This is a genomic window from Arthrobacter cavernae (assembly GCF_017368795.1).
GTDB lineage: Bacteria > Actinomycetota > Actinomycetes > Actinomycetales > Micrococcaceae > Arthrobacter > Arthrobacter cavernae.
The window spans coordinates 1-23142 of sequence record NZ_JAFNLL010000050.1; the positions used below are offsets into that span (position 1 = coordinate 1).

22 protein-coding genes, 1 tRNA gene and 1 pseudogene are annotated in these 23142 nt (G+C 65.9%); 17 read left to right on the forward strand and 7 right to left on the reverse strand.

All coding sequences use genetic code 11. The features are described 5' to 3' along the window. Positions 1-109: 109 nt before the first annotated feature. Entirely contained in the window at positions 110-799 is a 690-nt protein-coding gene (locus J1902_RS16670; RefSeq protein ID WP_207617437.1) for a DUF4352 domain-containing protein, read from the reverse strand. Positions 800-1020: 221 nt separating this feature from the next. Between J1902_RS16670 and J1902_RS16675 the strand changes: the two genes are divergently transcribed. From J1902_RS16675 to J1902_RS16705, 7 genes and pseudogenes are all read left to right on the forward strand, one after another. Beyond that, positions 1021-2454 (forward strand): FAD-dependent oxidoreductase, encoded by a 1434-nt coding sequence (locus J1902_RS16675; protein WP_207617438.1) that lies wholly within the window; start codon positions 1021-1023, stop codon positions 2452-2454. Positions 2455-2527: 73 nt separating this feature from the next. Then, entirely contained in the window at positions 2528-3385 is an 858-nt protein-coding gene (locus J1902_RS16680; protein WP_207617439.1) for an alpha/beta fold hydrolase, read from the forward strand. Between the two features lie 38 nt (positions 3386-3423). Continuing rightward, the gene (locus J1902_RS16685) at positions 3424-4812 is read left to right on the forward strand and encodes a GAF domain-containing protein (RefSeq protein ID WP_207617440.1); all 1389 of its coding nucleotides are present in this window, start codon (positions 3424-3426) and stop codon (positions 4810-4812) included. A gap of 89 nt (positions 4813-4901) precedes the next feature. After that, a complete protein-coding gene (exaC, locus tag J1902_RS16690) occupies positions 4902-6425 on the forward strand; it encodes an acetaldehyde dehydrogenase ExaC (protein WP_207617441.1) in 1524 nt (507 codons plus the stop codon). Between the two features lie 101 nt (positions 6426-6526). Next, positions 6527-7537 (forward strand): alcohol dehydrogenase AdhP, encoded by a 1011-nt coding sequence (gene adhP / locus J1902_RS16695; RefSeq protein WP_207617466.1) that lies wholly within the window; start codon positions 6527-6529, stop codon positions 7535-7537. After that, positions 7537-7952: pseudogene (locus J1902_RS16700) on the forward strand (DUF779 domain-containing protein). Before adhP ends, J1902_RS16700 begins: the two are co-directional and overlap by 1 nt. Positions 7953-8107: 155 nt before the next feature. After that, positions 8108-9655, forward strand: coding sequence for an APC family permease (locus tag J1902_RS16705; RefSeq protein ID WP_207617442.1), 1548 nt, complete (start codon positions 8108-8110; stop codon positions 9653-9655). 64 nt (positions 9656-9719) lie between these two features. Here J1902_RS16705 and J1902_RS16710 read toward each other — a convergent pair whose 3' ends face one another. The 3 genes from J1902_RS16710 to J1902_RS16720 form a co-directional block, all read right to left on the reverse strand. Next, positions 9720-10355 carry a DUF2461 domain-containing protein gene (locus J1902_RS16710; RefSeq protein WP_207617443.1) on the reverse strand — a complete coding sequence of 212 codons (636 nt, stop codon included), beginning with the start codon at positions 10353-10355 and terminating at the stop codon, positions 9720-9722. Positions 10356-10482: 127 nt separating this feature from the next. Further along, positions 10483-11928, reverse strand: coding sequence for a catalase (locus J1902_RS16715; protein WP_207617444.1), 1446 nt, complete (start codon positions 11926-11928; stop codon positions 10483-10485). A 7-nt stretch (positions 11929-11935) separates the two neighbouring features. Further along, complete coding sequence (locus tag J1902_RS16720; protein ID WP_207617445.1) at positions 11936-12415, reverse strand: Fur family transcriptional regulator; 480 nt, start codon at positions 12413-12415, stop codon at positions 11936-11938. 236 nt (positions 12416-12651) lie between these two features. Here J1902_RS16720 and J1902_RS16725 point away from each other — a divergent pair, with 236 nt between their 5' ends. The 3 genes from J1902_RS16725 (at position 12652) to htpX (ending at position 16702) form a co-directional block, all read left to right on the forward strand. Further along, entirely contained in the window at positions 12652-14403 is a 1752-nt protein-coding gene (locus J1902_RS16725; protein ID WP_207617446.1) for an Ig domain-containing protein, read from the forward strand. A gap of 92 nt (positions 14404-14495) precedes the next feature. Continuing rightward, complete coding sequence (locus J1902_RS16730) at positions 14496-15767, forward strand: MFS transporter (RefSeq protein ID WP_207617447.1); 1272 nt, start codon at positions 14496-14498, stop codon at positions 15765-15767. 65 nt (positions 15768-15832) lie between these two features. Further along, complete coding sequence (htpX, locus tag J1902_RS16735) at positions 15833-16702, forward strand: zinc metalloprotease HtpX (RefSeq protein WP_207617448.1); 870 nt, start codon at positions 15833-15835, stop codon at positions 16700-16702. 80 nt (positions 16703-16782) lie between these two features. Here htpX and J1902_RS16740 read toward each other — a convergent pair whose 3' ends face one another. Further along, entirely contained in the window at positions 16783-17274 is a 492-nt protein-coding gene (locus J1902_RS16740; protein WP_207617449.1) for a YajQ family cyclic di-GMP-binding protein, read from the reverse strand. Positions 17275-17456: 182 nt separating this feature from the next. Here J1902_RS16740 and J1902_RS16745 point away from each other — a divergent pair, with 182 nt between their 5' ends. Together J1902_RS16745 and J1902_RS16750 are read left to right on the forward strand one after the other, a co-directional pair. Continuing rightward, a complete protein-coding gene (locus J1902_RS16745; RefSeq protein WP_207617450.1) occupies positions 17457-17723 on the forward strand; it encodes a hypothetical protein in 267 nt (88 codons plus the stop codon). A gap of 129 nt (positions 17724-17852) precedes the next feature. Continuing rightward, positions 17853-17934 (forward strand) — tRNA-Tyr (locus tag J1902_RS16750). 65 nt (positions 17935-17999) lie between these two features. On the opposite strand, the gene J1902_RS16755 is transcribed toward J1902_RS16750, so the two are convergent. Further along, positions 18000-19223, reverse strand: a complete 1224-nt coding sequence (locus J1902_RS16755; protein ID WP_207617451.1) for a tyrosine-type recombinase/integrase — start codon at positions 19221-19223, stop codon at positions 18000-18002. Beyond that, a complete protein-coding gene (locus J1902_RS16760; protein ID WP_207617452.1) occupies positions 19207-19692 on the reverse strand; it encodes a hypothetical protein in 486 nt (161 codons plus the stop codon). The genes J1902_RS16755 and J1902_RS16760 overlap by 17 nt, the downstream gene beginning before the upstream one ends. A gap of 140 nt (positions 19693-19832) precedes the next feature. Here J1902_RS16760 and J1902_RS16765 point away from each other — a divergent pair, with 140 nt between their 5' ends. The 5 genes from J1902_RS16765 to J1902_RS16785 all read left to right on the forward strand — a co-directional run bounded on the left by J1902_RS16765 (position 19833) and on the right by J1902_RS16785 (position 23119). After that, the gene (locus tag J1902_RS16765) at positions 19833-20048 is read left to right on the forward strand and encodes a helix-turn-helix domain-containing protein (RefSeq protein ID WP_207617453.1); all 216 of its coding nucleotides are present in this window, start codon (positions 19833-19835) and stop codon (positions 20046-20048) included. A gap of 103 nt (positions 20049-20151) precedes the next feature. Next, on the forward strand, positions 20152-20436 hold the full coding sequence (locus J1902_RS16770) for a hypothetical protein (protein ID WP_207617454.1): 285 nt from the start codon (positions 20152-20154) through the stop codon (positions 20434-20436). Beyond that, positions 20433-21266, forward strand: coding sequence for a phage antirepressor KilAC domain-containing protein (locus J1902_RS19830; RefSeq protein ID WP_207617455.1), 834 nt, complete (start codon positions 20433-20435; stop codon positions 21264-21266). Before J1902_RS16770 ends, J1902_RS19830 begins: the two co-directional genes overlap by 4 nt. Continuing rightward, the gene (locus J1902_RS16780; protein WP_207617456.1) at positions 21256-21462 is read left to right on the forward strand and encodes a hypothetical protein; all 207 of its coding nucleotides are present in this window, start codon (positions 21256-21258) and stop codon (positions 21460-21462) included. Before J1902_RS19830 ends, J1902_RS16780 begins: the two co-directional genes overlap by 11 nt. Before the next feature lie 25 nt (positions 21463-21487). Then, complete coding sequence (locus J1902_RS16785) at positions 21488-23119, forward strand: LvrA C-terminal domain-related protein (protein WP_207617457.1); 1632 nt, start codon at positions 21488-21490, stop codon at positions 23117-23119. The last annotated feature ends 23 nt before the right edge of the window (positions 23120-23142 follow it).

Sequence of the window (23142 nt, forward strand, 5' to 3'; positions counted from 1 at the left end):
GGCGCTGGATCAGCGGACGACGTCGGGCGGTCACCGAAGCCCCGGTGGTATACCAAGGACCCGTCCACCATGGGCAGGAAACCCTCATTGATGTGTATCTCCAGCGTGCTCATGGCCGCACCTTGGACATCATGACGGGCATCAGCGGCAAGGCCGTCTTGAAGTCTTGCTGCGGGTCCGTGTATTCGAGCTGCAGCTCGGACGCATCCGGGGGCGCCAGGTAGCTGATCCAGATCAGCTCTGTGGCGCCGGGAGCCAGGGTCCCGGGACTGCGGCCGGTGTCCTGGGGTGTCACTGTTGTGGCGGCCGAGCCCGCATCGCTCAGCTTCAGGCGGAGTTGTCCCGGCGCAAACAGCATCGGCTCCGGCCGGTTGTTGTGCAGTTCCAGCTCAAGGACGACGACGTCGCCCCAGGTGAGGTTCGCCGGCTGCGGCCAGGGGGAGCCGGCGCCGCCCGCCTCGCCGTGGCCGTCCGTGTGGCTGCCGTGGTCTGCCTTGAGGGCGGACACGTAGTTGAAACCCGGAACCGGGCTGCCCGCAGCGGCCAAGCGGGCAAGAGCCGCATGCGCTGTGTGAGCGGCTGGCTGGCCATCAGCGTCCAGCCTGGCCAGGCGTCCTGCACGGACCAGCCGCAGCGTTCCGAAGGGCGTCGCGGCAGTCGGTCCTGTGCTGGGCTGGGTCCTCGCAACAACACCGTAGGCACCGCCAGCCACCAGCAGGACCGCACCACCGCCCAGCACCAGGCCGAACTGCCGGCGGGACAGCTTCGGCTGTGGAATAGTGCGAATTCCGGGAATCATGAACGTACCCCTGTCGGTCATGGCCTGCTAGGTTCGACCTCCGCTCCCCACAGCGTGATCCTCCACGCGGAATCTGTCAATGACTCGCGATGCTCCTAGAAAATGCCCGTGTGGCTGCGATCTGTGTCACGGCAGTCCCCTCAGGATTCTGCGGACATTTAGAATGGGGAGCTGTGCGCGAAACAATCTGGCGCAGTCTCGCAGCTTCAGAAGGGCTCCCGGTGTCCAACTCAGCCGAATCCACCCCCCAACGTCCGCTGCGCATCGCCATCATCGGTGCAGGCCCGGCCGGCGTCTATGCGGCGGACATCCTGACCAAGTCCAACGAGGTCAAGGACGGCGACGTCGAAGTCAGCATCGACCTCTTTGAGGCTTACCCGGCGCCCTACGGCCTGATCCGTTACGGCGTGGCTCCGGACCACCCCCGCATCAAGGGCATCGTCAACGCCCTGCACAAGGTCCTGGACCGCGGCGACATCCGCTTCCTCGGCAACGTCACGTACGGCCGGGACCTCACCCTGCATGACATTCGGGCCTTCTACGACGCCGTCATCTTCTCCACCGGCGCCATCAAGGACGCCGCGCTGAACGTCCCCGGCGTGGAGCTTGAGGGTTCGTTCGGCGGCGCCGACTTCGTCTCCTGGTACGACGGCCACCCGGACGTCCCGCGCCACTGGCCCCTGGATGCCAGGGAAATCGCCGTGATCGGCAACGGCAACGTGGCCCTGGATGTGGCCCGCATGCTCGCCAAGCATGCCGACGAGCTGCTGGTCACCGAGATCCCGGACAACGTCTACCAGGGACTGAAGAACTCCCCGGTCACGGATGTGCACGTCTTCGGCCGCCGCGGCCCGGCCCAGGTGAAGTTCACGCCGCTGGAACTGCGCGAGCTGTCCCACTGCAAGGACGTGGACATCGTGCTGTACCCGGAGGACTTCGAATTCGACGAGGCCTCGGACGAGGCCATCCGCAGCAACAACCAGATCAAGACCATGGTCAACACCATGACCAACTGGCTGGTCGAGGAGCACGCCGAGTCCGAGCAGCCCTCGTCCCGCCGCCTGCACCTGCACTTCCTGCACAGCCCGGTGGAAATCGTCTCGGAAGACGGCAGCGGCAAGGTGTCCGGCATCAAGTTCGAGCGCATGCAGCTGGACGGCACCGGGAACGTCAAGGGCACGGGCGAATTTGTGGACTACCCCGTCCAGGCCGTCTACCGGGCCATCGGCTACCACGGTTCCCCGCTGGATGAGCTGGAGTACGATGCCAAGCGCGGCGTCATCCCCAACGACGCCGGCCGGGTGCTGGATGCCTCCGGCCAGGCCGTTCCCGGCATCTACGCCACCGGCTGGATCAAGCGCGGCCCCGTCGGCCTGATCGGCCACACCAAGGGCGACGCCCTGGAGACCATCGGCTGCCTGCTGGAGGACCGGCTGACGCTTCCCCCGGCGGAAAACCCGGACCCGCACGCCATCATCGAACTCCTCGAATCCCGCGGCATCGAATACATCACCTGGGAAGGGTGGAACAAGCTCGATGCGCACGAAGCAGCCCTCGGAACCGCATGGACCGAAGCGGAGTCCGGCTCCGGCGTCGTGCGCGAACGCGTCAAGGTCGTCCCGCGCGAGGAAATGATCGAGATTTCCCGTGGCTGACCGCGGCTGACGCTGCCGTTCCTGGTCGCCGACTGCACTTCCCGCCGCGAGGCGCCCGGCCTACCCTGACCCTATGGACTCCACGGTCCGCGAGCTCAGGCTCCGCACCGGCATCACCGTGCCCTGTTTTGTCGACGGCCGCCTTGTTCACGGCCGTGCGGCCGGCCTCCCGCTGCTTTTGCTCCACCCCTGGGGCGAGTCGCGGCACTGCTTCGACCGCCTGATTCCCCTGCTCCGCGAGGGCAGCGACGCGCTCGCCATCATCGCTCCGGACCTGCGCGGGCAGGGCGAGGCCGCGAAGCCCGCGGATGGCTACTCGCTGGAGGAGCAGGCCGAGGACGTCGCCGCCCTCCTGGAAGCCCTGGGTATCCCGGAAGCCTATGTGCTCGGCTCCTCCAGCGGCGGCTATGTGGCCCAGCAGCTCGCCGTCACGCACCCGGAGACCGTCGCCGCGCTTGTCCTGGTGGGTTCGCCGCTGAGCCTGAAGGGGCGCCCGGCGTTCGCGGACGACGTCGAGCAGCTCACCGACCCGGTCGACCCGGACTGGGTGCGCGAATCCCTCAGCTGGTTCCGCCTGCTGCACACTGTGCCCGCCTGGTACATCGAGGACCGGATCCGGGACGGCACGGCCATGCCAGCCCACGCCTGGAAGGCCATCCTGCACGGCCTGTGCGAGGCGGTGCCGCCCACCGAAGCCGGCACCATCGACGTCCCCACGCTCATCCTCTGGGGCGCGCACGATTCCCTCCTGCCGCGCAGGCACCAGGAAGCGCTCGCGGCGCGCATCCGTTCCTCCCGGCTCAAGATGTACGAGTCCACCGGCCACCTTGTCCTGTGGGAAGTCCCGGAACGCGTTGCGGAGGATACGGCTGCGTTCCTGGCCGCCCAGCCGGATGCCTGGGCCGTATCCAAACGCCGGAGACCGGGCTAAACTTTCCGGACGACGCTGCACTGGGCAATGGGAGTTCGATGAGGAACCTGATCCATCCGGCAGCTCCGGGCGGCCGCGCCCCGGAGCTGCTGCAAAGCCATGCCCGGGCCGGCCATGAACTCCTGGATCCCCGCCGCCTGCTCCTGCCGGATTCCGCGGTCCTGCCGGATTCCGCCGAGCTGCCCGGGCTGCGGCGCCTGATCCGCGAATCCTGGCAGCGCTCCGTGCGGCACCAGGCCAACCCCGATGCCGCCGAGGCGCCGCTCGCCATGGACCGGGCCGAGCTGGAGGAATACCGCCGCCGGCATCCCCTGGCCACCATCATGCCGGTCATCCGGAAGCTCCTCGTCCAGCCCAGCCATGACAGCGGGCTGCTGGTGGCGGTGGGGGACGACGTCGGGCGGCTGCTCTGGGTGGGCGGCGATCCGGTCCTGCAGCGCCGGGCCGAGGGCATGATGTTCGTGGAAGGTGCCGACTGGTCGGAGGCCTCCGTGGGGACCAGCGCCCCGGGAACCGCCCTTGCCCTCGACCGCAGCATCCAGATTTCGGGCGCGGAGCACTACACCCGCTCGGTGCACCCGTGGAGCTGCACTGCCGTTCCCTTCCACGACCCCGACTCGGGCGCACTGCTGGGCGTTGTGGACATCACCGGCACGGAAACCGCCGTGGCCCCGCACACGCTGTCACTCGTGGAGGCGACGGTGGCCGCGGCCCAGGCCCAGTTGCGCATCGAGCGGCTCCAGTCCGCGGCCGCCCGGACAAGTACCCGACGCCGGAGCTCGCCGTCGGTCCCGGCCGGCACCTCGGGTGCGCTGTACCGGAACAGCCTGCAGCTTCTGGGCAGGGACCAGGCCCTGCTGAGCATCGAGGGCCGGACCGTCGCGCTCTCGGCCCGGCACAGCGAAATCCTGGCGCTGCTGGGCAGCCACCCGGCAGGTCTCAGCGCCGAGGAGCTGTCCGCGCAGCTCTACCCGGGCGAGGGGTCCACAGGCGGGGGGTCCACAGTGACGTTGCGGGCCGAGATGGTGCGGCTGCGCAAGGTCATCCAGCAGCTCAGCCCGGCGGCCGTCCCCGAATCCCGGCCTTACAAGCTCTCCGTGGAACTGTTCCCCGACTCCGCGCAGGTCCTCAGCTGCTTGCAGCGCGGCGCGCACCGGATTGCCCTGGAAATCTACAAGGGCGCGGTCCTGCCACGCTCCGAGGCGCCGGGCATCGTGCAGCTGCGCGGGCGCGTCGCCATGCTCCTGCGCGAGGCACTCCTTGCGGACGGCAGCGCCGAGTCGCTGCTGCAGTACGCTGAGCTGCCCGAGGCAGCGGACGACGTCGAGGTCCGGCGTGCCGCCCTGCGGCTCCTGCCGCCGCGCTCGCCCAAGCGGGCCGCCGTCGTCGCCGATCTTGAACGCCTCGAAACGGAACTCTCGGCCTGAATGTGAGCTGGCTCACGGGGTTGCAACCTGGCTGCAACCTCCCCGCTCCTAGGCTCGGTGCATCAGATGCCGTAGCAAAGGAGCTCGCAATGACCGTTTACGCACAGCCCGGTACCGAAGGTTCGAAGGTCACGTTCAAGGACCGCTATGAGAACTGGATCGGCGGGGAGTGGGTGGCCCCGGTCAAGGGCCAGTACTTCGAGAACATCACCCCGGTCACCGGCAAGGCCTTCTGTGAGGTTGCCCGCGGCACGGCGGAGGACATCGAACTGGCCCTGGACGCCGCGCACAAGATCGCCCCGTCCTGGGGCAAGACCTCGGCCACGGAACGCGCGGCCATCCTGAACAAGATCGCGGACCGCATCGACGAGAACGTCGAACTGCTGGCCGTTGCCGAGTCCTGGGACAACGGGAAGCCGGTCCGGGAAACCCTGAACGCGGACATCCCGCTGGCCGCCGACCACTTCCGCTACTTCGCCTCCGCCGTCCGCGCCCAGGAAGGCAGCCTGACCCAGCTCGACGAGGACACCACGGCCTACCACTTCCGCGAGCCGCTCGGCGTCGTGGGCCAGATCATCCCCTGGAACTTTCCCATCCTCATGGCCGTCTGGAAGCTGGCCCCGGCGCTGGCCGCCGGCAACGCCGTCGTGCTCAAGCCCGCCGAGCAGACCCCGTCTTCCATCCTGGTGCTGATGGAACTGATCGGCGACCTCCTGCCCGCCGGCGTCGTCAACGTGGTCAACGGTTTCGGTGTCGAGGCCGGCAAGCCGCTCGCTTCCAGCCCGCGGATCCGCAAGATCGCCTTCACGGGTGAGACCACCACGGGCCGGCTGATCAGCCAGTACGCCTCCAACAACCTCATCCCCGTCACGCTGGAACTCGGCGGCAAGAGCCCGAACATCTTCTTCGACGACGTCGCCGCGCAGAACGATGCCTTCTATGACAAGGCCCAGGAAGGCTTCACGCTGTTCGCCTTCAACCAGGGCGAAGTCTGCACCTGCCCGTCCCGGGCCCTGGTTCAGGAGGGCATCTACGATTCCTTCCTGGCCGACGCCGTGGCCCGCACCAACAAGATCATCCAGGGCAACCCGCTGGACACGGACACGCAGATCGGCGCCCAGGCCTCCAACGACCAGCTGGAGAAGATCCTCTCCTACATCGACATCGGAAAGCAGGAAGGCGCCAAGGTCCTCACCGGCGGTGCCCGTGCCGAACTCCCCGGAGACCTGGCCGGCGGCTACTACGTCCAGCCGACCATCTTCGAAGGCCACAACCGCATGCGGATCTTCCAGGAGGAGATCTTCGGCCCCGTGGTCTCGGTCGCGAAGTTCAGCGACTACAACGATGCTATCGGCCTCGCCAACGACACCCTGTACGGCCTCGGCGCCGGCGTCTGGTCCCGCAACGGCAACGTCGCCTACCGCGCCGGCCGCGAAATCCAGGCCGGCCGCGTCTGGATCAACAACTACCACGCCTACCCGGCAGGTGCCGCGTTCGGCGGCTACAAGTCCTCGGGCATCGGACGTGAGAACCACGCCATGATGCTGGACCACTACCAGCAGACCAAGAACCTCCTGGTCAGCTACAACGAGAACAAGCTCGGCTTCTTCTAGGCCAGGCCCATAGACCGGCGGGGCGGGCTGTCGCTGGCCCGCCCCGCCTATCCAAAGCACCACCCAACCGCACCATCCAAGGAGAATCGCCAATGACGACGATGCACGCAGCAGTAGTCACCGAATTCGGCCGTGAACTGCAGATCCAGGAAATTGAACGCCCGACGCCGGGTCCCGGCGAGGCGCTGGTCCGCCTCATCACCTCGGGCGTCTGCCACACCGACCTCCACGCCGCGGAAGGGGACTGGCCGGTCAAGCCCAAACTTCCGCTCGTCCCCGGGCATGAAGGCGTGGGCGAAGTTGTTGAACTCGGCGAGGGCGTCAAGGACCTTGCGGTCGGCGACCTCGTGGGCAACGCCTGGCTGTGGTCGGCCTGTGGCGAATGCCAATACTGCCGGACCGGCTGGGAAACGCTGTGTGAGTCACAGCAGAACGCCGGCTACGGCGTCGACGGCTCCTTCGGCGAGTACATGCTCGTCAACACCCGTTTCGCGGCCAGGATCCCGGAAGGTTCGGATCCCGTGGAGGTCGCGCCCGTGCTGTGCGCCGGCGTGACGGTGTACAAAGGCCTGAAAATGACCGAGGCCAGGCCCGGACAATGGGTGACCATCTCCGGCATCGGCGGCCTCGGCCACATCGCCGTCCAGTACGCCGTCGCCATGGGGCTGCGCGTGGCCGCCGTCGACATCGCCGACGACAAACTCGCCCTCGCCAAGCAGCATGGGGCAGAGCTGACGGTCAACGCCCTCAAAGAGGATCCCGTCGAGGTCATCCAGCGCGAGACCGGCGGCGCCCACGGCGTCCTTGTGACGGCGGTCCACCCCTCCGCCTTCGGGCAGGCCATCGGCATGGCGCGCCGCGGCGGGACGATCGTCTTCAACGGCCTGCCGCCCGGCGACTTCCCCGCACCGATCTTCGAGATCGTCCTCAAGGGACTGACCGTCCGCGGCTCCATCGTGGGCACCCGGCAGGACCTCGAAGAGGCACTGGACTTCTACGCACAGGGCAAGATCCACCCCACGGTCTCCACCCGCGAGCTGTCCGAGGTCAACGCCGTCTTCGATGAAATGAAGCACGCCAAGATCGACGGCCGCGTGGTACTGAGGTTCTGATGCCCCACATCACGCTGGAAGCCGCGGTGACGCTGCCCGGGGAGGACTTCTCCCGGGTGGCGCTCACCGCGGCCTCCGTGGAACTGCTCAGCAAGCTTTGGTCCCAGCACGGCCCGCTCATGTTCCACCAATCCGGCGGCTGCTGCGACGGGTCCGCGCCAATGTGCTACCCGGCGGGGGAGTTCCTGACCGGCGGCTCGGACGTGCTGCTGGGGCGGTTCGACCTTGGCAGCCCAGGGAACCCGCGCCCCCTGGAGTTCTGGATGTCCAAGGAACAGTTCAGCTACTGGTCCCACACCCACCTGACCGTGGATGTGGTCCAAGGCGCGGCAGCGGCTTCTCCGTGGAGGCGCCGGAAGGCAAGCGGTTCCTGATCCGGTCCACCCTCATGGACTGGGACGTGCCCGGCCTCTGAAAGCACCCGATTCGCCCCACACGCCACTCCAGTCCCGGAGGTATCACACCAGGCTGGCAGAATCTCACTATTTGGGATAATTGTGGCCGTCCAGTGGGTGGACATTATTCTTGATGAGTCCGTTTCTAAACACCCTCAAGATTGTGGACCCCTCTATGAATATTTTCCGGACCAAGTCAATCGAGCAGTCAATATCCGACGCCGATGAACCCGGACGCAAACTCAAGCGCTCCCTCAGTACCTGGGACCTGATGATCATGGGCGTCGCCGTTGCTGTCGGCGCCGGGATCTTCTCGGTGGGCGCCAAGGCTGCAGCCAACTTCGCAGGCCCTGCCGTCACCATCTCCTTCGCCGTTGCCGCTGTCACGTGCGCCCTGGCGATCATGTGCTACGCCGAATTCGCCACCGCCATCCCCGTCGCGGGCTCGGCCTACGTCTTCACCTATGCCACCATGGGCGAGGTTCTTGCGTGGATCATCGGCTGGAACCTGATTCTGGAGCTGTTCACTGCTGCTGCCGTCATTGCCAAGTACTGGGGCATCTACCTCAGCAAGGTGTTCGCGCTGATGGGCGTGGACATGCCTCCGTCCATCAGCATCGGCGGGGTGGACCTCTTCTGGGGCGCCTTCCTGATTGTCGCGATCTTCACCGTGCTCCTCGTCCTGGGCACCAAGTTGTCCGCGCGCGTGGGCAACATCTTCACCATCATCAAGATCGGCGTGGTGCTGTTCGTGATCGTGGTCGGCTTCTCCTACGTGAAGTTCGCCAACTACGCGCCGTTCGTTCCGGCTTCCGAGCCGACCGCCCACGGCGCCGGCACTGATGTCATGAAGCAGTCCTTCTTCGGTTTCCTGACCGGTGCCGTGCCTGCCCAGTACGGCACGCTCGGCATCTTCGCCGGCGCGGCACTCGTGTTCTTCGCCTTCATCGGCTTCGACGTGGTGGCCACCTCCGCGGAAGAAGTCAAGAACCCGCAGAAGACGCTGCCCCGCGGCATCTTCGGCGGCCTGGCGCTAGTGACCTTCCTCTACATCCTGGTTTCCCTGGCGCTGACCGGCATGGTGTCCTACAAGGATCTGGCCGCTGCCGAGAACCCCACCCTGACCACGGCCTTCGAGGCAGTCGGCAACACGGACGCCGCCAAGGTCATTGCCTTCGGCTCCCTGGTGGGCCTTACCACCGTGATCATGGTCCTGCTCATGGGCCTGGCCCGCGTGGTCATGGCCATGAGCCGCGACGGCCTGCTGCCCCGCTCGCTGTCCAAGACTAGCGAAAAGCGCGCGACGCCGGCCCGCCTGCAGATCATCTGCGGTGCAGCCGTGGCGCTCGTCGCTGGTCTGACCAACGTGGACCTCCTGGAGGAAATGATCAACATCGGCACACTCTCCGCGTTCGTGATGGTCAGCCTGGGCATCCTGGTGCTCCGCAAGAAGCGCCCGGACCTGAAGCCGGCATTCCGTGTTCCGTTCGGCAAGGTAGTGCCCTGGATTTCCGCTGTCCTCTGCCTGTACCTGATGACGAACCTGGCCGTGGAGACCTGGATCTTCTTCGGCATCTGGCTCGCGATCGGCATGGCGATCTACTTCGCCTACGGCCGGCGCCACTCCCGCCTGAACGAGAAGTTCGCGGCGGCCAAGGCTTCGGTCTCGGGCACTGTCAACGAGGCCAGTGACGAGGACGAAGACAGCTTCAGCAAGGTCTGACTCGAATGATTGCCTGACATAGGAAGCGCCCGGGAACCCGGGCGCTTCCTATGTTCGGTCCCAGCTACGGTGCGGCATGCTCGCTGACCCACTCCACGAGCGGCCGGAGTTTCTCCCAACGGGCGGCGATCTCTTCCCTGGCTGCCGGCGTCGAGACCCATTCTGGTTCGCCCACCTCCACGCCGGCTGACAGGGATTTGTGCTTGAGGAGCTCCGCCCGCGGATGCTCCTTGTCGAAGCCGCGCGGCACGGTCTTGAGTTTCTCGCCCTCAACGGAGAATCCCGAGGCCGCAACCTGGTCCACGATCTGCTGCAGGGCCTCGCCGCTGGCAGGGGCGTCCGCGGCCGCGCGGAAGCGGGCGAGCTGCGCCGGGGTGTGGGAGTGGTAGCCGCCCCCGATCAGCAGCCCGTCCGCGCTGATCTGGAGGTAGAAGCCCACGCCCTCCTGCGTGGCGGCAAAGGCGCCTTGCGCGGTCTTGTACGGTGATTTGTCCTGGGAGAAGCGGATGTCCCGGTTGGGCCGGAAGATCTTGGCCGGGCCGAACTGCGGCTCCAGCTCCGCCAACAGCAGTGTGAGGGGTTCCTTCACCGCGGAATCATAGGTGCCCTTGTGGGCCAGCCACCACTCACGGTTGTTGTTTGCCTCCAGCTCGGCGTAGAACCGGAAGGCCTCTGACGGGATGCCTGCGAATGTGCTCATGCAAGGAATCCTAGGGACGGCAGACGCGGCGTGGCCAGAACCGGTGTTGTCCATGTGGATAACCCCTTAAAGCAGACCACCCCGCTGCGGGTTGTCCGCAGCGGGGTGGTCATGGCTTGGGCCGGAACTAGCAGCCCAGTTCGGCACGCAGCTTGGCGCCGAGCCCGGCGTCAACGTTGGTCCAGTACTGGATGGCGCGTTCCTTGATGTCGGCGCTCTTCACTCCGCCCACGGCACCGGTGATGGTGTCCAGCAGGCGGGCCTTGGCGCCGTCGTCGTACACATCGCGGTACAGGGCGCCGGCCTGGACGAAGTCGCCGTCCTCGGCGTGGAGGGAGTGCGCGGCGTGGGTGAGCTCGCCGTCGTTCTCCCAGGCGCCGCCCGCAACGGCCGGCTCAACGGCAGCCGGGCCGCCCACGGAGTTCGGTGCGTACACCGGAACCGAGGGGGCGTTGAACAGGTAGCGTCCGGCGCCGTCCTGGCTGTAGTTGTTGACCTGGTTCTTCGGCTGGTTCACAGGGATCTGGGCGTGGTTGGTGCCCACGCGGTAGCGGTGCGCGTCCGCGTAGGAGAAGATGCGGGCCTGCAGCATCTTGTCCGGGGAAGCGGCGATGCCCGGCACGAAGTTCGATGGCGCGAAGGTGGCCTGCTCGATCTGCGCGAAGTAGTTCTCCGGGTTCTTGTTCAGCTCCATGGTGCCCACGTGGATCAGCGGGTAGTCCGCGTGCGGCCACACCTTGGTGAGGTCGAACGGGTTGAAGCGGTACGTCTTGGCGTCCTCGTAGGGCATGACCTGGACGTGCAGTTCCCAGGACGGGAAGTTGCCGGCGGCAATGTTTTCCTGGAGGTCGCGGATGTAGAAGTCGGCGTCCGAGCCGGCCAGGGCCTCAGCTTCGTCGCCGGAGATGGTCTTGACGCCCTGGTTGGACTGGAAGTGGTACTTGACCCAGAAGCGCTCGCCCTCGGCGTTGATCCACTGGTAGGTGTGCGAGCCGTAGCCCTGCATTTCACGCCAGGAAGCCGGCAGGCCACGGTCGCCCATGAGCCAGGTGACCTGGTGTGCGGACTCGGGGGACAGGGTCCAGAAGTCCCACTGCATGTCGGCGTCGCGCAGGTGGGTGCCCGGGAGGCGCTTCTGGCTGTGGATGAAGTCCGGGAACTTGATGCCGTCGCGGATGAAGAACACCGGGGTGTTGTTGCCCACGAGGTCGTAGTTGCCTTCGGAGGTGTAGAACTTGACGGCGAAGCCACGGGGGTCGCGCCAGGTGTCCGGGGAGCCGTTCTCGCCGGCGACGGAGGAGAAACGGATCAGCATGTCCGTCGCGACGCCGGGCTGGAACAGGGCTGCCTTGGTGTACTTGGAGACGTCCGAGGACGTCCTGAAGGTACCGAAAGCGCCGCCACCCTTGGCGTGCACAACACGCTCCGGGACCCGCTCGCGGTTGAACTGGGCAAGCTTTTCCACCAGGTAGTGGTCGGTCAGGATGATGGCACCGTCAGCGCCGACGGACTTGGAATGCGCGTCCGAGGTGACGGGTGCGCCCGACTGTGTGGTCGAGATGTTCGCGGTCATCGTTCTCCTATTTCTTTGTTTCTTGAGATTCGGTGGGAAGCAGTTGTTTGGCCTGGCAGTCCTGGCAGATGCCCTGGTACAGGACGTCGGCGATCTGGATGGTCATGGGCTTGGAGCGCTCGTCCCAGTGCGGGGTGAGGCAGGGGGCGTGGCCCACTGCGCAGTCCACGTCCTCCACCCGGCCGCAGCTGGTGCACACGGCGTGGTGGTGGTTGTCGCCCACGCGGGTTTCATACAGTGCGGGGGAGTGCGGGGGTTCGAAGCGGCGCAGCATCTGCAGGTCCGTCAGGTCGCTGAGGACCACGTATACGGACTGCGCCGTCAGTTCAGGGAGTTCCTTGCGGGCGGCTGCGAGGATGCCTTCTGCCGGGGAATGCGGGTGATGCTCGACGGCGGCGAGGACTGCCAGCCGCTGTTTGGTCACGCGGCGGCCATGGGAATGCAGGGCCGCCGCCCACGCTTCCTGCTCTGCCCTGTGCTCTGTCATGCATTCAGTGAACCACTTATTATGAGCAGCTCATAATAAGGTGACGCTAACTTCGATGAGCCCGGCAGGGCCGCGAAAACGGGAACACACTCAGCTGCGCAGTATCCGGTACCAATTTCGCATTGCACCGGTTTGGGCAGTCTGCTTGGATGGTGTCATTGCCGCCGGACTGACCGGTGGAGGGCGGAGCGCATCCCATGGTAAGAGCAGGTTCGGCCAGAATTTTCGAGGGATTCATGCGGCAGTCCGCGATCGTCGCTGCGCTCCTGCTCGCCTTCGTCTCGACGTTCGTGATGGTCGACCCCGCGTACGCCGCGGTCTCGGTGTCGCGAGCCGAGGTCAGCGGCTCCAATCTGCGCATCGAGGGTGCCGCCATCGCCAATCGCGACATCACCGTCGATGGCGTCATCATGGGCAGGAGCGACTCCGGCGGGCAGTTCCGCATTGATCGCAGCCCCTTCACGCCGCCCGCCGACTGCACAGTTGACGTCAATGACGGTTCGGCGACGCCGCGGGTCACAACACTGTCAGGTTGCGCAGTGACCGCGCCGCCCCCGCCGAGTGCCTTCGCCATTGATGACCGGCCGCTCCCGGACGGCAACGTCGGGACCGACTACAACAACTTCGTCACCGCGACAGGAGGGAACGGCACCCCCTACCGCTGGTCGATCGCGGCAGGTGCCCTGCCCGCCGGCCTTGCGCTCAGCGACTTTGCGTCGGCGTCGGGGCTCATCTCCGGCCGGCCCACCACGGTGCAGGTCTCGACGTTCACGGTGCGGGCCACCGACCAGGCTGGAAACAGCACCACCCGCCAGTTCACCATCACGATCAACCAGGCACGGCCACTCGTCATCACCAGTCCGCCCCAGCTCCCGGCCGGCACTGTCGGCGCCGCCTACGCGGTCGGGGTCTTCGCCGACGGCGGCACAACCCCGTACACGTGGGCGCAGACCGCAGGGACGCTTCCGCCGGGCCTGGCCCTGCAGGCCTCGCCCGGACGCATCCAGGGCACGCCCTCGGCGGCGGGGACGTTCAGTTTCACCTTGAGGGTCAATGACTCCGCGGGCCAGTCTGCGACCGGGACGTTCAGCATCACCGTCAACGCCCCCGCGCCGCCCCCGGCGCCGCCGGGAACACCGTCCCTGGTCAGCCCGGCCGATGGTGCATCGGTCATCACGCCGTTTTCCATTTCGTGGACAGCGGTTCCGGACCCTGTGGGCATCACGCACTACAACTGGTCCGTCAGCACCGTGTCCAATTTCGCGACGACTGCCGCCGTCGGTACCACCCCGGGTGATGTCACCCAGGCAACCGTGAACAACCTCGCGAACGGAACCTACTTCTGGCGTGTTCAGGCCGTTAACGCCGCCTTCGGTGCCGGCGCGTTTTCGGCCGTGCGCAGCTTCATCGTCACGGGCACCACAAACCCGCCGGCGCTCTCCGGATTCTCGGTGAATCCCGCGAATGTGACCGGTGGAAGCCCGGCGACAGGCACCGTATCGATCACGCTGCCTGCGCCGGCAGGTGGGACAACCATCGGCCTCGCCAACAGCCAGCCCTCCGTCGCGACGCTGCCGGCATCCATCACGGTCGCCGCGGGCCAGACGAGCGCCACGTTCACGGTGACGACGCAGCCCGTGACGTCCTCCTTCACCGTGGTCATCACCGCGACCCTGGGCGGCGACAACCGGTTTGTGTTCCTCTCAGTTGCCCCGGCGTCGCCACCGCCGGCGGCGGACACTGTGGCCATCCAGCGGGCCGAATACGACGCCAACAAGCGGACCCTGATGGTCGAAGCCACCAGCACCAATGCATCGGCCACTCTCACCGTGTTCAACACCGCAACGAACGTGCAGATCGGGACCCTCGCCAACCAGGGCGGCGGACGCTACCAGGCCACGTTCAGCAACGTCGCCACGAACCCGGGGAACGTCACGGTGAAGAGCAGCCTGGGTGGAGCGGCGTCGAGGAACGTTACGGTGAAGTAGCCCGCTCGGCGGATTCGTCCGGCGGCCCGCAGGTGTTTGGCACCTGGCGGGCGGCCGGCGCTGGCCCGGTGCCCGGTGGGTAGGGTTGGACGGTGGCGAAACTACTGGCAGACATCACCCCGCTCAAGGAGAGCCCGGCATTCCGCCGGCTTTGGCTCGGGTCCTCGGTGGCTGCCATCGGCTCCCAGCTCACCCTGGTGGCAGTGAGCCTGGAGGTGTACCGGCTGACGCAGGAGAGCCTCTATGTGGGGCTCCTGAGCATCTTCGCGCTGGTGCCCCTGGTGGTGGCCGGCCTGTTCGGTGGTTCCATCTCGGACGCCTACGACCGCCGCAAGGTGGCACTGGTGGCCTCCCTGGTCCTGTGGGCCACCACCGCCTGCCTTGCGCTCCAGGCCTGGCTCGAAATCGGCAACGTGTGGATCCTGTACGCCCTGGTGGCCGTCCAGAGCGGGGCGCAGGGCATCAACGGCCCCGCCCGCAGCGCCATCATCCCACTGCTGGTCCGCAAGGAACTGCTCCCGGCGGCCAACGCCCTGAGCATGCTCACGTTCGGCCTGTCCATGACGGCCGGTCCGCTGCTGGCGGGTGTCCTGGTGGCATCCATCGGCTTCGGCTGGACGTACACGATCGACGTCCTCAGCTTCACGTTCGCGCTGTGGGGGCTGCTGAAGCTCCCGGCCCTGCCGCCGTCCAAGGACGCCTCGCGGCCCGGGCTGCGCTCCGTCGTCGAGGGCTTCCGCTTCCTGGGCACGCGCCCGAACGTCCGCATGACCTTCATCATCGACCTCATCGCCATGATCTGCGCCCAGCCCCGCGCACTCATGCCTGCAATCGGCGCCGTCATGATCGGCGGCGGCGAGACCACCGTGGGCGTCCTGCTGGCCGCGACGGCGGTGGGGGCCTTTCTGGCCGGGCTCTTCTCCGGGCCGTTGGGCCGGGTCCGGCGGCAGGGCAGCGCCGTGGTGTGGTCAGTGATGGGCTGGGGAGCCTCGATATCGGCCTTTGGCCTGGTGGTGCTGCTTGCGGGCGACTCCGGCCGCGGCGGCGTGACCTTCTGGCTGCTTCCGGCGGCCCTGTGCTGCGCGCTCGCCGGCATCGCCGACTCCGTCAGTGCCGTCTTCCGCACCACCATCCTGCAGTCGGCCACCCCGGACCACATGCGCGGACGGCTGCAGGGCGTGTTCATCGTGGTGGTGGCCGGCGGGCCCCGCGTGGGGGACATGCTGTCCGGCGGCCTCACCCAGTTCCTCAGGGAAGGCTGGGTGCTGCTGCTCGGCGGGCTGCTCTGCATCGGGCTGGCATGGTTCGCCTCGCGCCGGCAGCCCGGATTCGTGAAGTACGACGCCGCGCATCCGCTGCCCTGAGCCGGAACATGGCGGCCGTCGTCGACGTTTAACCCCTAGAGCCACCACGCTTGGAAAGGACCACAGTGCACAAGCACAACAACGGCCTCAAGACCGCAGCCCTGTTCGGCGTCCTGTGGGCGGTGCTCCTTGGCCTGGGCGCCGTGATCGGCGCCGGCATGCGCAGCTCCGCGCCCATCTGGATCTTTGCCCTGATTGGCGTCGCGACCACTGCCTACGGCTACTGGAACAGCGACAAGATCGCCATCCGCTCCATGGCCGCCTACCCGGTGACCGAGGCGCAGGCGCCGCAGCTCTACCAGATCGTGCGCGAGCTCTCCGTGCGGGCCAATCAGCCGATGCCGCGGATCTACGTTTCGCCCACCATGAACCCCAACGCCTTCGCCACGGGCCGCAACCCCAAGAACGCGGCCGTCTGCTGCACCGAGGGCATCCTGCACCTGCTGGACACGCGCGAACTGCGCGGCGTGCTGGGGCACGAGCTCATGCACGTCTACAACCGCGACATCCTGACGTCGTCCGTGGCGGCCGCCGTCGCAGGCGTCATCACCTCGGTGGGCCAGATGCTGCTGTTCTTCGGCGGCGGGGACCGGCGCAACGCCAACCCGCTCGCGATGATCGCCATGGCCTTCCTCGCGCCGTTTGCGGCGTCGCTGATCCAGCTCGCCATTTCCAGGACGCGGGAGTACGACGCCGACGAGGACGGCGCGGAGCTGACCGGCGATCCGCTGGCGCTCGCCTCCGCCCTGAGCAAGATCGAATCGGGTGTGCGGCAGGTGCCGCTCCCGCAGGACCAGCGCCTTGTCAACACCTCGCACCTCATGATTGCCAACCCGTTCCGTGGCGGCGCCATGACCAAGCTGTTCGCCACGCATCCGCCGATGCGCGAGCGCATCGCCCGCCTGGAGCGGATGGCCGGCCGGCCGCTGGCGTAGGCCGGGGGCCGGAACGGCAAAAGCCGGGGAGCGGTGCCGGTGTTCCGGCGCTGCTCCCCGGCTTTCGGGAAATGCGGATCCTAGCTGCGGAAGTTCACGAACTGCAGATCGGCCTCTTCGAACTTCTTGAGGATGTTCATGGTCTCCTGCAGGTCATCGCGGGACTTGGAGGTGACGCGGAGTTCGTCGCCCTGGATCTGGGACTTGACGGACTTCGGTGCTTCGTCGCGGATGATCTTGTTGATCTTCTTGGCGAGGTCCTGCGCGATGCCTTCCTTGATGGAGCATTCCAGGCGGTACTCCTTGCCGGAAGGGTACGGCTCGCCCTGGTCCAGGGACTTCAGGGAAATGCCGCGCTTGATGAGCTTGGACTGGAAGACATCCAGGACGGCCAGGACGCGGTCCTCCGAGTTGGCCTTCATGAGGATCTTTTCGCCGCTGAAGTCGATCTCAGCGCCGACGCCCTTGAAGTCGTAGCGCTGCGCGATTTCCTTCTGGGACTGGTTGAGCGCGTTGGCGACTTCCTGCTTGTCTACCTTGCTGACGACGTCGAATGTGGATTCGCCTGCCATGACTCTCCTTAGATTGGGGGCCCTGCGAAGGGCGGGTTTGTCTGCCATCCAGCCTAGTACGGAAGCTGCGGATTGGGGCCGCCCCCGGTCTTCACAGTTCGCTCACAGCACACGCGCGGCTGGAACCAAGCCGGACCGGAGAGAGTTGTACCTGTTGGAACAGCCCATCGTCGGAGGTAAGTGTGAGCAACAAGGCCGTCCACTACGTCACCAGGTCCGCCAGCGCCGCCGCAGGTTCACTCGGCACTGCCGCAGTGGCAGCCGCCGGCGCCGTCGCGGCCGCCGCCGTCGCGGCGTCCATCGTCCTCAGCCCCGTGCCCAATGCCTCGGCGCGGATGGAAGGCGTGCACCTGGACCTCCAGCGTGCCGTGGAACTGAACCAGATCACCTCCGAGCAGGCCGCGCGCTTCGAGGCGAAACTGGCCGGCAGGATCCTCGGCGAGGCCTGAAATCCGGGGATTTTCCGCCCTCCCGATGCTCGATTCGATTCTTGGCGAGAAGTTCTGTAAGGTTGTCTTGCTCGCGGTTACCGGAACGAATTCGAATCGGTGGCTGTGAGTGATCTTCTTTCGAAGTTCGGCAGATTACCCGAGCGGCCAAAGGGGGCTGACTGTAAATCAGCTGGCAACGCCTACGGGGGTTCGAATCCCTCATCTGCCACATCCCCGGATTTCCGGGAAATTTAGACCCGCTGGGATCTCTTCGGAGGTTCCGGCGGGTCTTTTTTATTGCCCGGTGATCACACTTGTGAGCACAGTCCTGCGCGCAGGCAGCAGAGACGCCGCACCTTCGACTGCGTTGCGGGCCGCGTCGCCCACCATGTGCGCGTACAGGTCCCGGGTGATCTGGCTGTTCGAGTGCCCCATGGACTTGGACACGATGGCCAGGTCTTGGCCGCTGGCGAGCATCAGCGACGCGTGCAGGTGCCGCAGATCGTGAAGCCGCATCATCGGCAGCCCGAGCTTGGCCACCATCAGCTCGAACAGCTTCGACACGTAGCCCGGGCGGAGCTGGCGCCCATCCTCGTACGTGAACACCCGGCCGCTCTCTGTGTACGCGTCAGCCCATGCGTGGCGTTCCTGCTCCTGCTGGAACTGCCATGCGATCAGCGCGGCCACGGCACGGTCTGAGAGGGCAACCACGCGGTCCTGGCCGGCGTCCGTCTTGATGGTGCCCTCAACGACCTTGTTGCCGACCTGGACGAGCTGCACACGGACGACCATGCGCCGGTTGGGCAGGTCAACGTCCTGCCAGCGGAGCCCGCACAGCTCCCCACGGCGCATCCCGGACAGGATGGCCACCTCGAACAGGGCGCCCATGCGGTGCTCCGTGGCCGCGTCAAGGAACCGGCCTGCGTCGGATGGCTCCCAGACTTGGATCTTCTTCTTATCGACCTTGGGCAGCCGTGCGCCGGCGGCCACGTTCTCGGCCAACAGCCCATCCTGCACGGCGTCCGTGAGCGCACTGGAGAGGGTCGCGTGGATCCGCTTGATGGTGACCGCACCGCGGCCGGCATCCTGCAGACCCTTGACGAGCCCTGCCACATGGGCCCGGCGGAGATCCCGCAGCAGCAGCTTCGCACCGAACGCCGGGACGATGTCCTTGGCGACGTAGCTCTTGTACATGCGCAGCGTTGACGGCTTGAGCTGGGAGTGGCGTTCCTGGGCCTCGAGCCATTCGTTGATGTACGCGGCGGCCGTCGTCTTCTTGAAGTCGTAGACCTGCCCGCGGAGCTGCTTCTCAGCCTCCCGCATGGCCTCCTCAGCGTCCCCGGATGAGGTGTAGCTGTAGTCGGTCAGGTAGCGGCGTTTGCCGCTTATAGGGTCAAAGCCGGCCGACAGGCGGAACCCCCAGGTGCCGTGCCGGTAGTTCTTGAGCTTGGGGCAGCTGGCCCCGTACTGCTTGCCCGTCTCGTCACGGCATCCACACCGCCTAGTCACCTTCGCCATTGGATGAGCCCTTTCCGTAGTTCACGAGATAACCCGTGATTCTGTTGTCGATCGACTCCAACTGCTCGATGACTTGGGACTCGATCAATATTTTTGCCCTGCCGGCGGCGCCCCAAACGTCGCGTACATCGTCCATGAGTTCGATTAGTAGGGCCGCTGATTCCTGCGCCATTGATCCAGTCATGAGCGCCGCAGGTTCCAGTCTCAAGTTGCCCACCTGGATGTCTTCGGCCTCCAGTGGAGGGACCAGGAGCATCGCCGGTGTTTGTTCAAGAACGTGAGCGATAGCCACTAGGTCGTTGGCCGTCATTGCCCTGTCGCCGTTCTCCATGGCGGAAACCGTCTGTCGCTTCCATGGTCGGCCTAGTGCCTCTTCCATGCGTGCGCCGAAGGTTGCCACGTCCATGGCTAGTTCTGTGCGGCGCACCCTGGCGTTGTGGCCTATCACTTTGGACATATCCCAAGTCAATTGCGGTCCTTCCATTGTTGAGCGTCAAGAAATATCTTGCCACACAAGAAAGCACTTGCAAATACCGGAGAGGATGCCGTAGTGTCGATCTCGGCAAGGAAAAACTTGCATCGAAACTAAATGCTAGACAGGAGGCAGATGTGGAAGCTCAGTACTCGAAAGAGGTTCAGGCGATCCTCGCCAAGCCGACAGCATCCGTCGATGAGTTCCGACTCGTCATGGGGTGCGGCCGCAGCCAGGCGTACCAGTTCGTCCGCGAAGGCAGGATCAAGACGTTGCGAATTGGAAGCCGAATCTTCATCCCTACCAGCGCCATCCGCTCAATGCTCGACGGCGCACCTCTGGATGCGGCATAGCCAGCCCGGCGCGCCGGCGGCAGCGTTTCCGGGCAACAAAAAGGGAGCCAGCTCGAACTGGCTCCCAAGAATCCAACCACCATCACCACGAAGGAAGTAAGACATGTCAACGATAGCACCCGCTCCTGCACCCGCTCCGGCCCGTAACCCCTACGCCACCGAAGCGAACCCGCAGCTGCAGCGCCACCACTGGCAGAACCTCGGCTGCCTCGTCGCCAGCTTCCGGCCCGAATGGCCCATCGACGACATCCTCACGAAGCTCTTTGATGCCCGCCACAAGCAGACCTTCCCGGAGCTCGCACACATCGCCCTCGCGGTCGCCATGAACCCGCAGTACAAGGGCCCCGGCGCCATCTACCTCATGGCCGCAGGAGTGATCGAACAGTGAACAACCTCGATATTTTCACCCAGGCCGCTTCCCCGTTCGATTCCCTCCGCCAGCTCAGGGCTGACGGCTCCGAGTTCTGGTCAGCACGTGACCTTGCCCCTTTCATGACGTACTCCTCGTGGAGGAACTTCATGGTCCCCATGGAGCGGGCCATGGCGACGGCCCGGAATCAGGGGCATGACGTCGAAACCAACTTTGCGGGATCCCGCAAAGTGTCAGCATCTGGGCCGGACAAGCAGGACTTCCACCTTTCCCGTTTCGCGGCGTACCTCGTAGCGATGAACGGCGACCCCCGCAAACCGGAGGTGGCCGCGGCTCAGGCGTACTTCGCCATCCAGACCCGTGTTGCGGAGACGACCGCGCCGATACGGGAGTTGACCTTCGAAGAGAAGATGCTCGACGTCATGGGCACCCTCCAGGCCCGCGTGGACGACCAGCGCCGCCAGCTCGCAGACACGTGCGAGCGGCTCGCTGCCGTGGCGCCCAAGGTGGAAGCGTACGACGCGCTCATCGACGCCAGCGGCTTGCTCTCCATGCAGGCCGCGGCGAAGGCCCTCGGTTTCGGGCCCAACATCCTGTTCCGGGACCTGCGGCGCCTGGGCATCCTCCAGCGCAACAACCTCCCCTTTCAGAGATACCTCCATCACTTCGACGTCAAGCTCGGCAGCTACAGGAACCGGGCCGGTGAGACGATCCCCACGGCCACCACCATGGTCCGGCCGGCGGGGCTGGACTTCCTTCGCCGGAAGCTCGCCAAGGCGGCCGTCGAGGCTACCTCCCAGGCGGTCGGCAGTCTCGTTAGAAGCGGAGGCCCCGCCCATGATCACTGAAGCCGACCTCGCCGCCGCCTGGGAATCAGGGTACTGGCACGGAACCAGCCACGAGGGGCCGCTGAACGACGCCGCCGTGGCCGCCAAGAACCCTTACCGGGCAAAGGGTGTCACCCCGGCGAAATCCTGCAGGGTGGCCCTCAAAAAACAAGCCGCGGACGCCGGGGCATCTGCTCCGGATTCGCCCACTGACTGATTGCAGAGATTGGAGGTGCCTCACTTTGGGTGCTGGAAATGTGGCTCAGGCCTTCACGTACTGGACATCGCTGGATGACCGGTCATTCCGGGTGCTGTGCCGCATGGCGCTCGTGTCCCTGGACAACGGGAATCCGCCCAAGTACTTCGCAGGGCGGGACGACCTGGCCGCGGCGCTCGGCAAGTCCCTGCCCGCAAAGCCCGAGGACACCGACTTCACGCCCGAAGCGGAGGCCGCCAGGAAGGTGCGGGCCAGCGTGTACGAGATCGTGCGCAAGGCCGTTGCCAAGCTCGTCAAAGAAGGCGTCATCGTTTCCAGCGGAGATGCCAGGTTCAGGAACCGTGCTGAGTACTCCCTGCACCTGACTCCGCAACGCCAGCCCCAACAGAACGTTGCCCCAGCACCCAACGAATCGTTGCCCCAGCAGACCCAACAGATTGTTGCCCCTATGCCCCAACAAAACGTTGCCCCTATGCCCCAACGATCTGTTGCTACTGACCCAACAGAACGTTGCCCCCTAGGAGTAGAGGAACCACTAAAGGAACCACTCATAGGAATACAACTAGGATCCAACATCACCGAAGCGTTCGAGTCACCTACTGCGAGCGAACCGCTGCAGGGAGAGATATTGATTGATCTTCCTGAAGTCAAAGCACCGACGTCCAAGGCCGCACTGGCCAAACAGCTGGCAGAGGACTTCAACGACTGGTACGCCGTCTATCCCAAACACACGGCCAGGAAGTTAGCCGAAGATGCCTATGTCAAGGCTCGGAAGAACGGCGCCACCGCCGAGGAACTTCTGGCCGGGGCCCGACGCTTCGCGGCTGAGCGTAAAGGCCAGGATCCGAAGTTCACGGCAGGTCCGGCACCATGGCTGAACCAGGAACGCTGGACCGACGACCCCACCCACACAGGTGAGATCGACGTCGAAGCCGTCCTCGGCAAGGACTACTGGACACCCGGAACGCCACCGGAAGGGCTCAGTGTGGCCGAAGAGATCGCTTGGAAGAAGCAGCAGCGTGCCGAGCGCAACGCTGAACGCCTTGAGGAAGCCAAAGCCAAGCAGGCAACCCAGCTGGGCCCATGGGATCCGGGGTACCACACCAGCCCGAATGTCCCGCCGCAATACGCGTGGGCCAACCGCCCGGACAAGCCGTCCGTGGGCGACAAGATGCGGAACACCTTCGCAATAGGCCTAGCGCTACAAGAGCGCATAGACGGACGCCACAAGCCCGATCACGGCGACCGCGCATTGGCCAAGGGCATGTCGCTCATGGCGGCGCACGAGGCCCGACAGGAAGCCGCCCAGAACACCCAGGACGGCCCCGCAGCCGAGTTCGGCCAGTGGTTCTCCACGTACCCGCGGCACGAAGGGCTCGCCGACGCCCAACGCGCCTATACGGAGGCCCGAAAGGCCGCCACGGCCGAGGAACTGCTGGCCGGCGCCCAGCGCTACGCCGCAGACCCCAACAGGGAACCTGGATACACAAAGCTCCCGGCCAAGTGGCTGGCCAGCGGCGGCTGGAACGACAGCCCACTCCCACCGCGCCGGACGGGCACCAGCGAGGACCGGATGCGGGCCAACCTGCAAGTCCTCGACGGATGGAGCCCAGGGCCGAACGTGGACGTCTTCGAACAGAAAGCCATCGGCCAATGAAACCCGACCACGAATCACCCCAA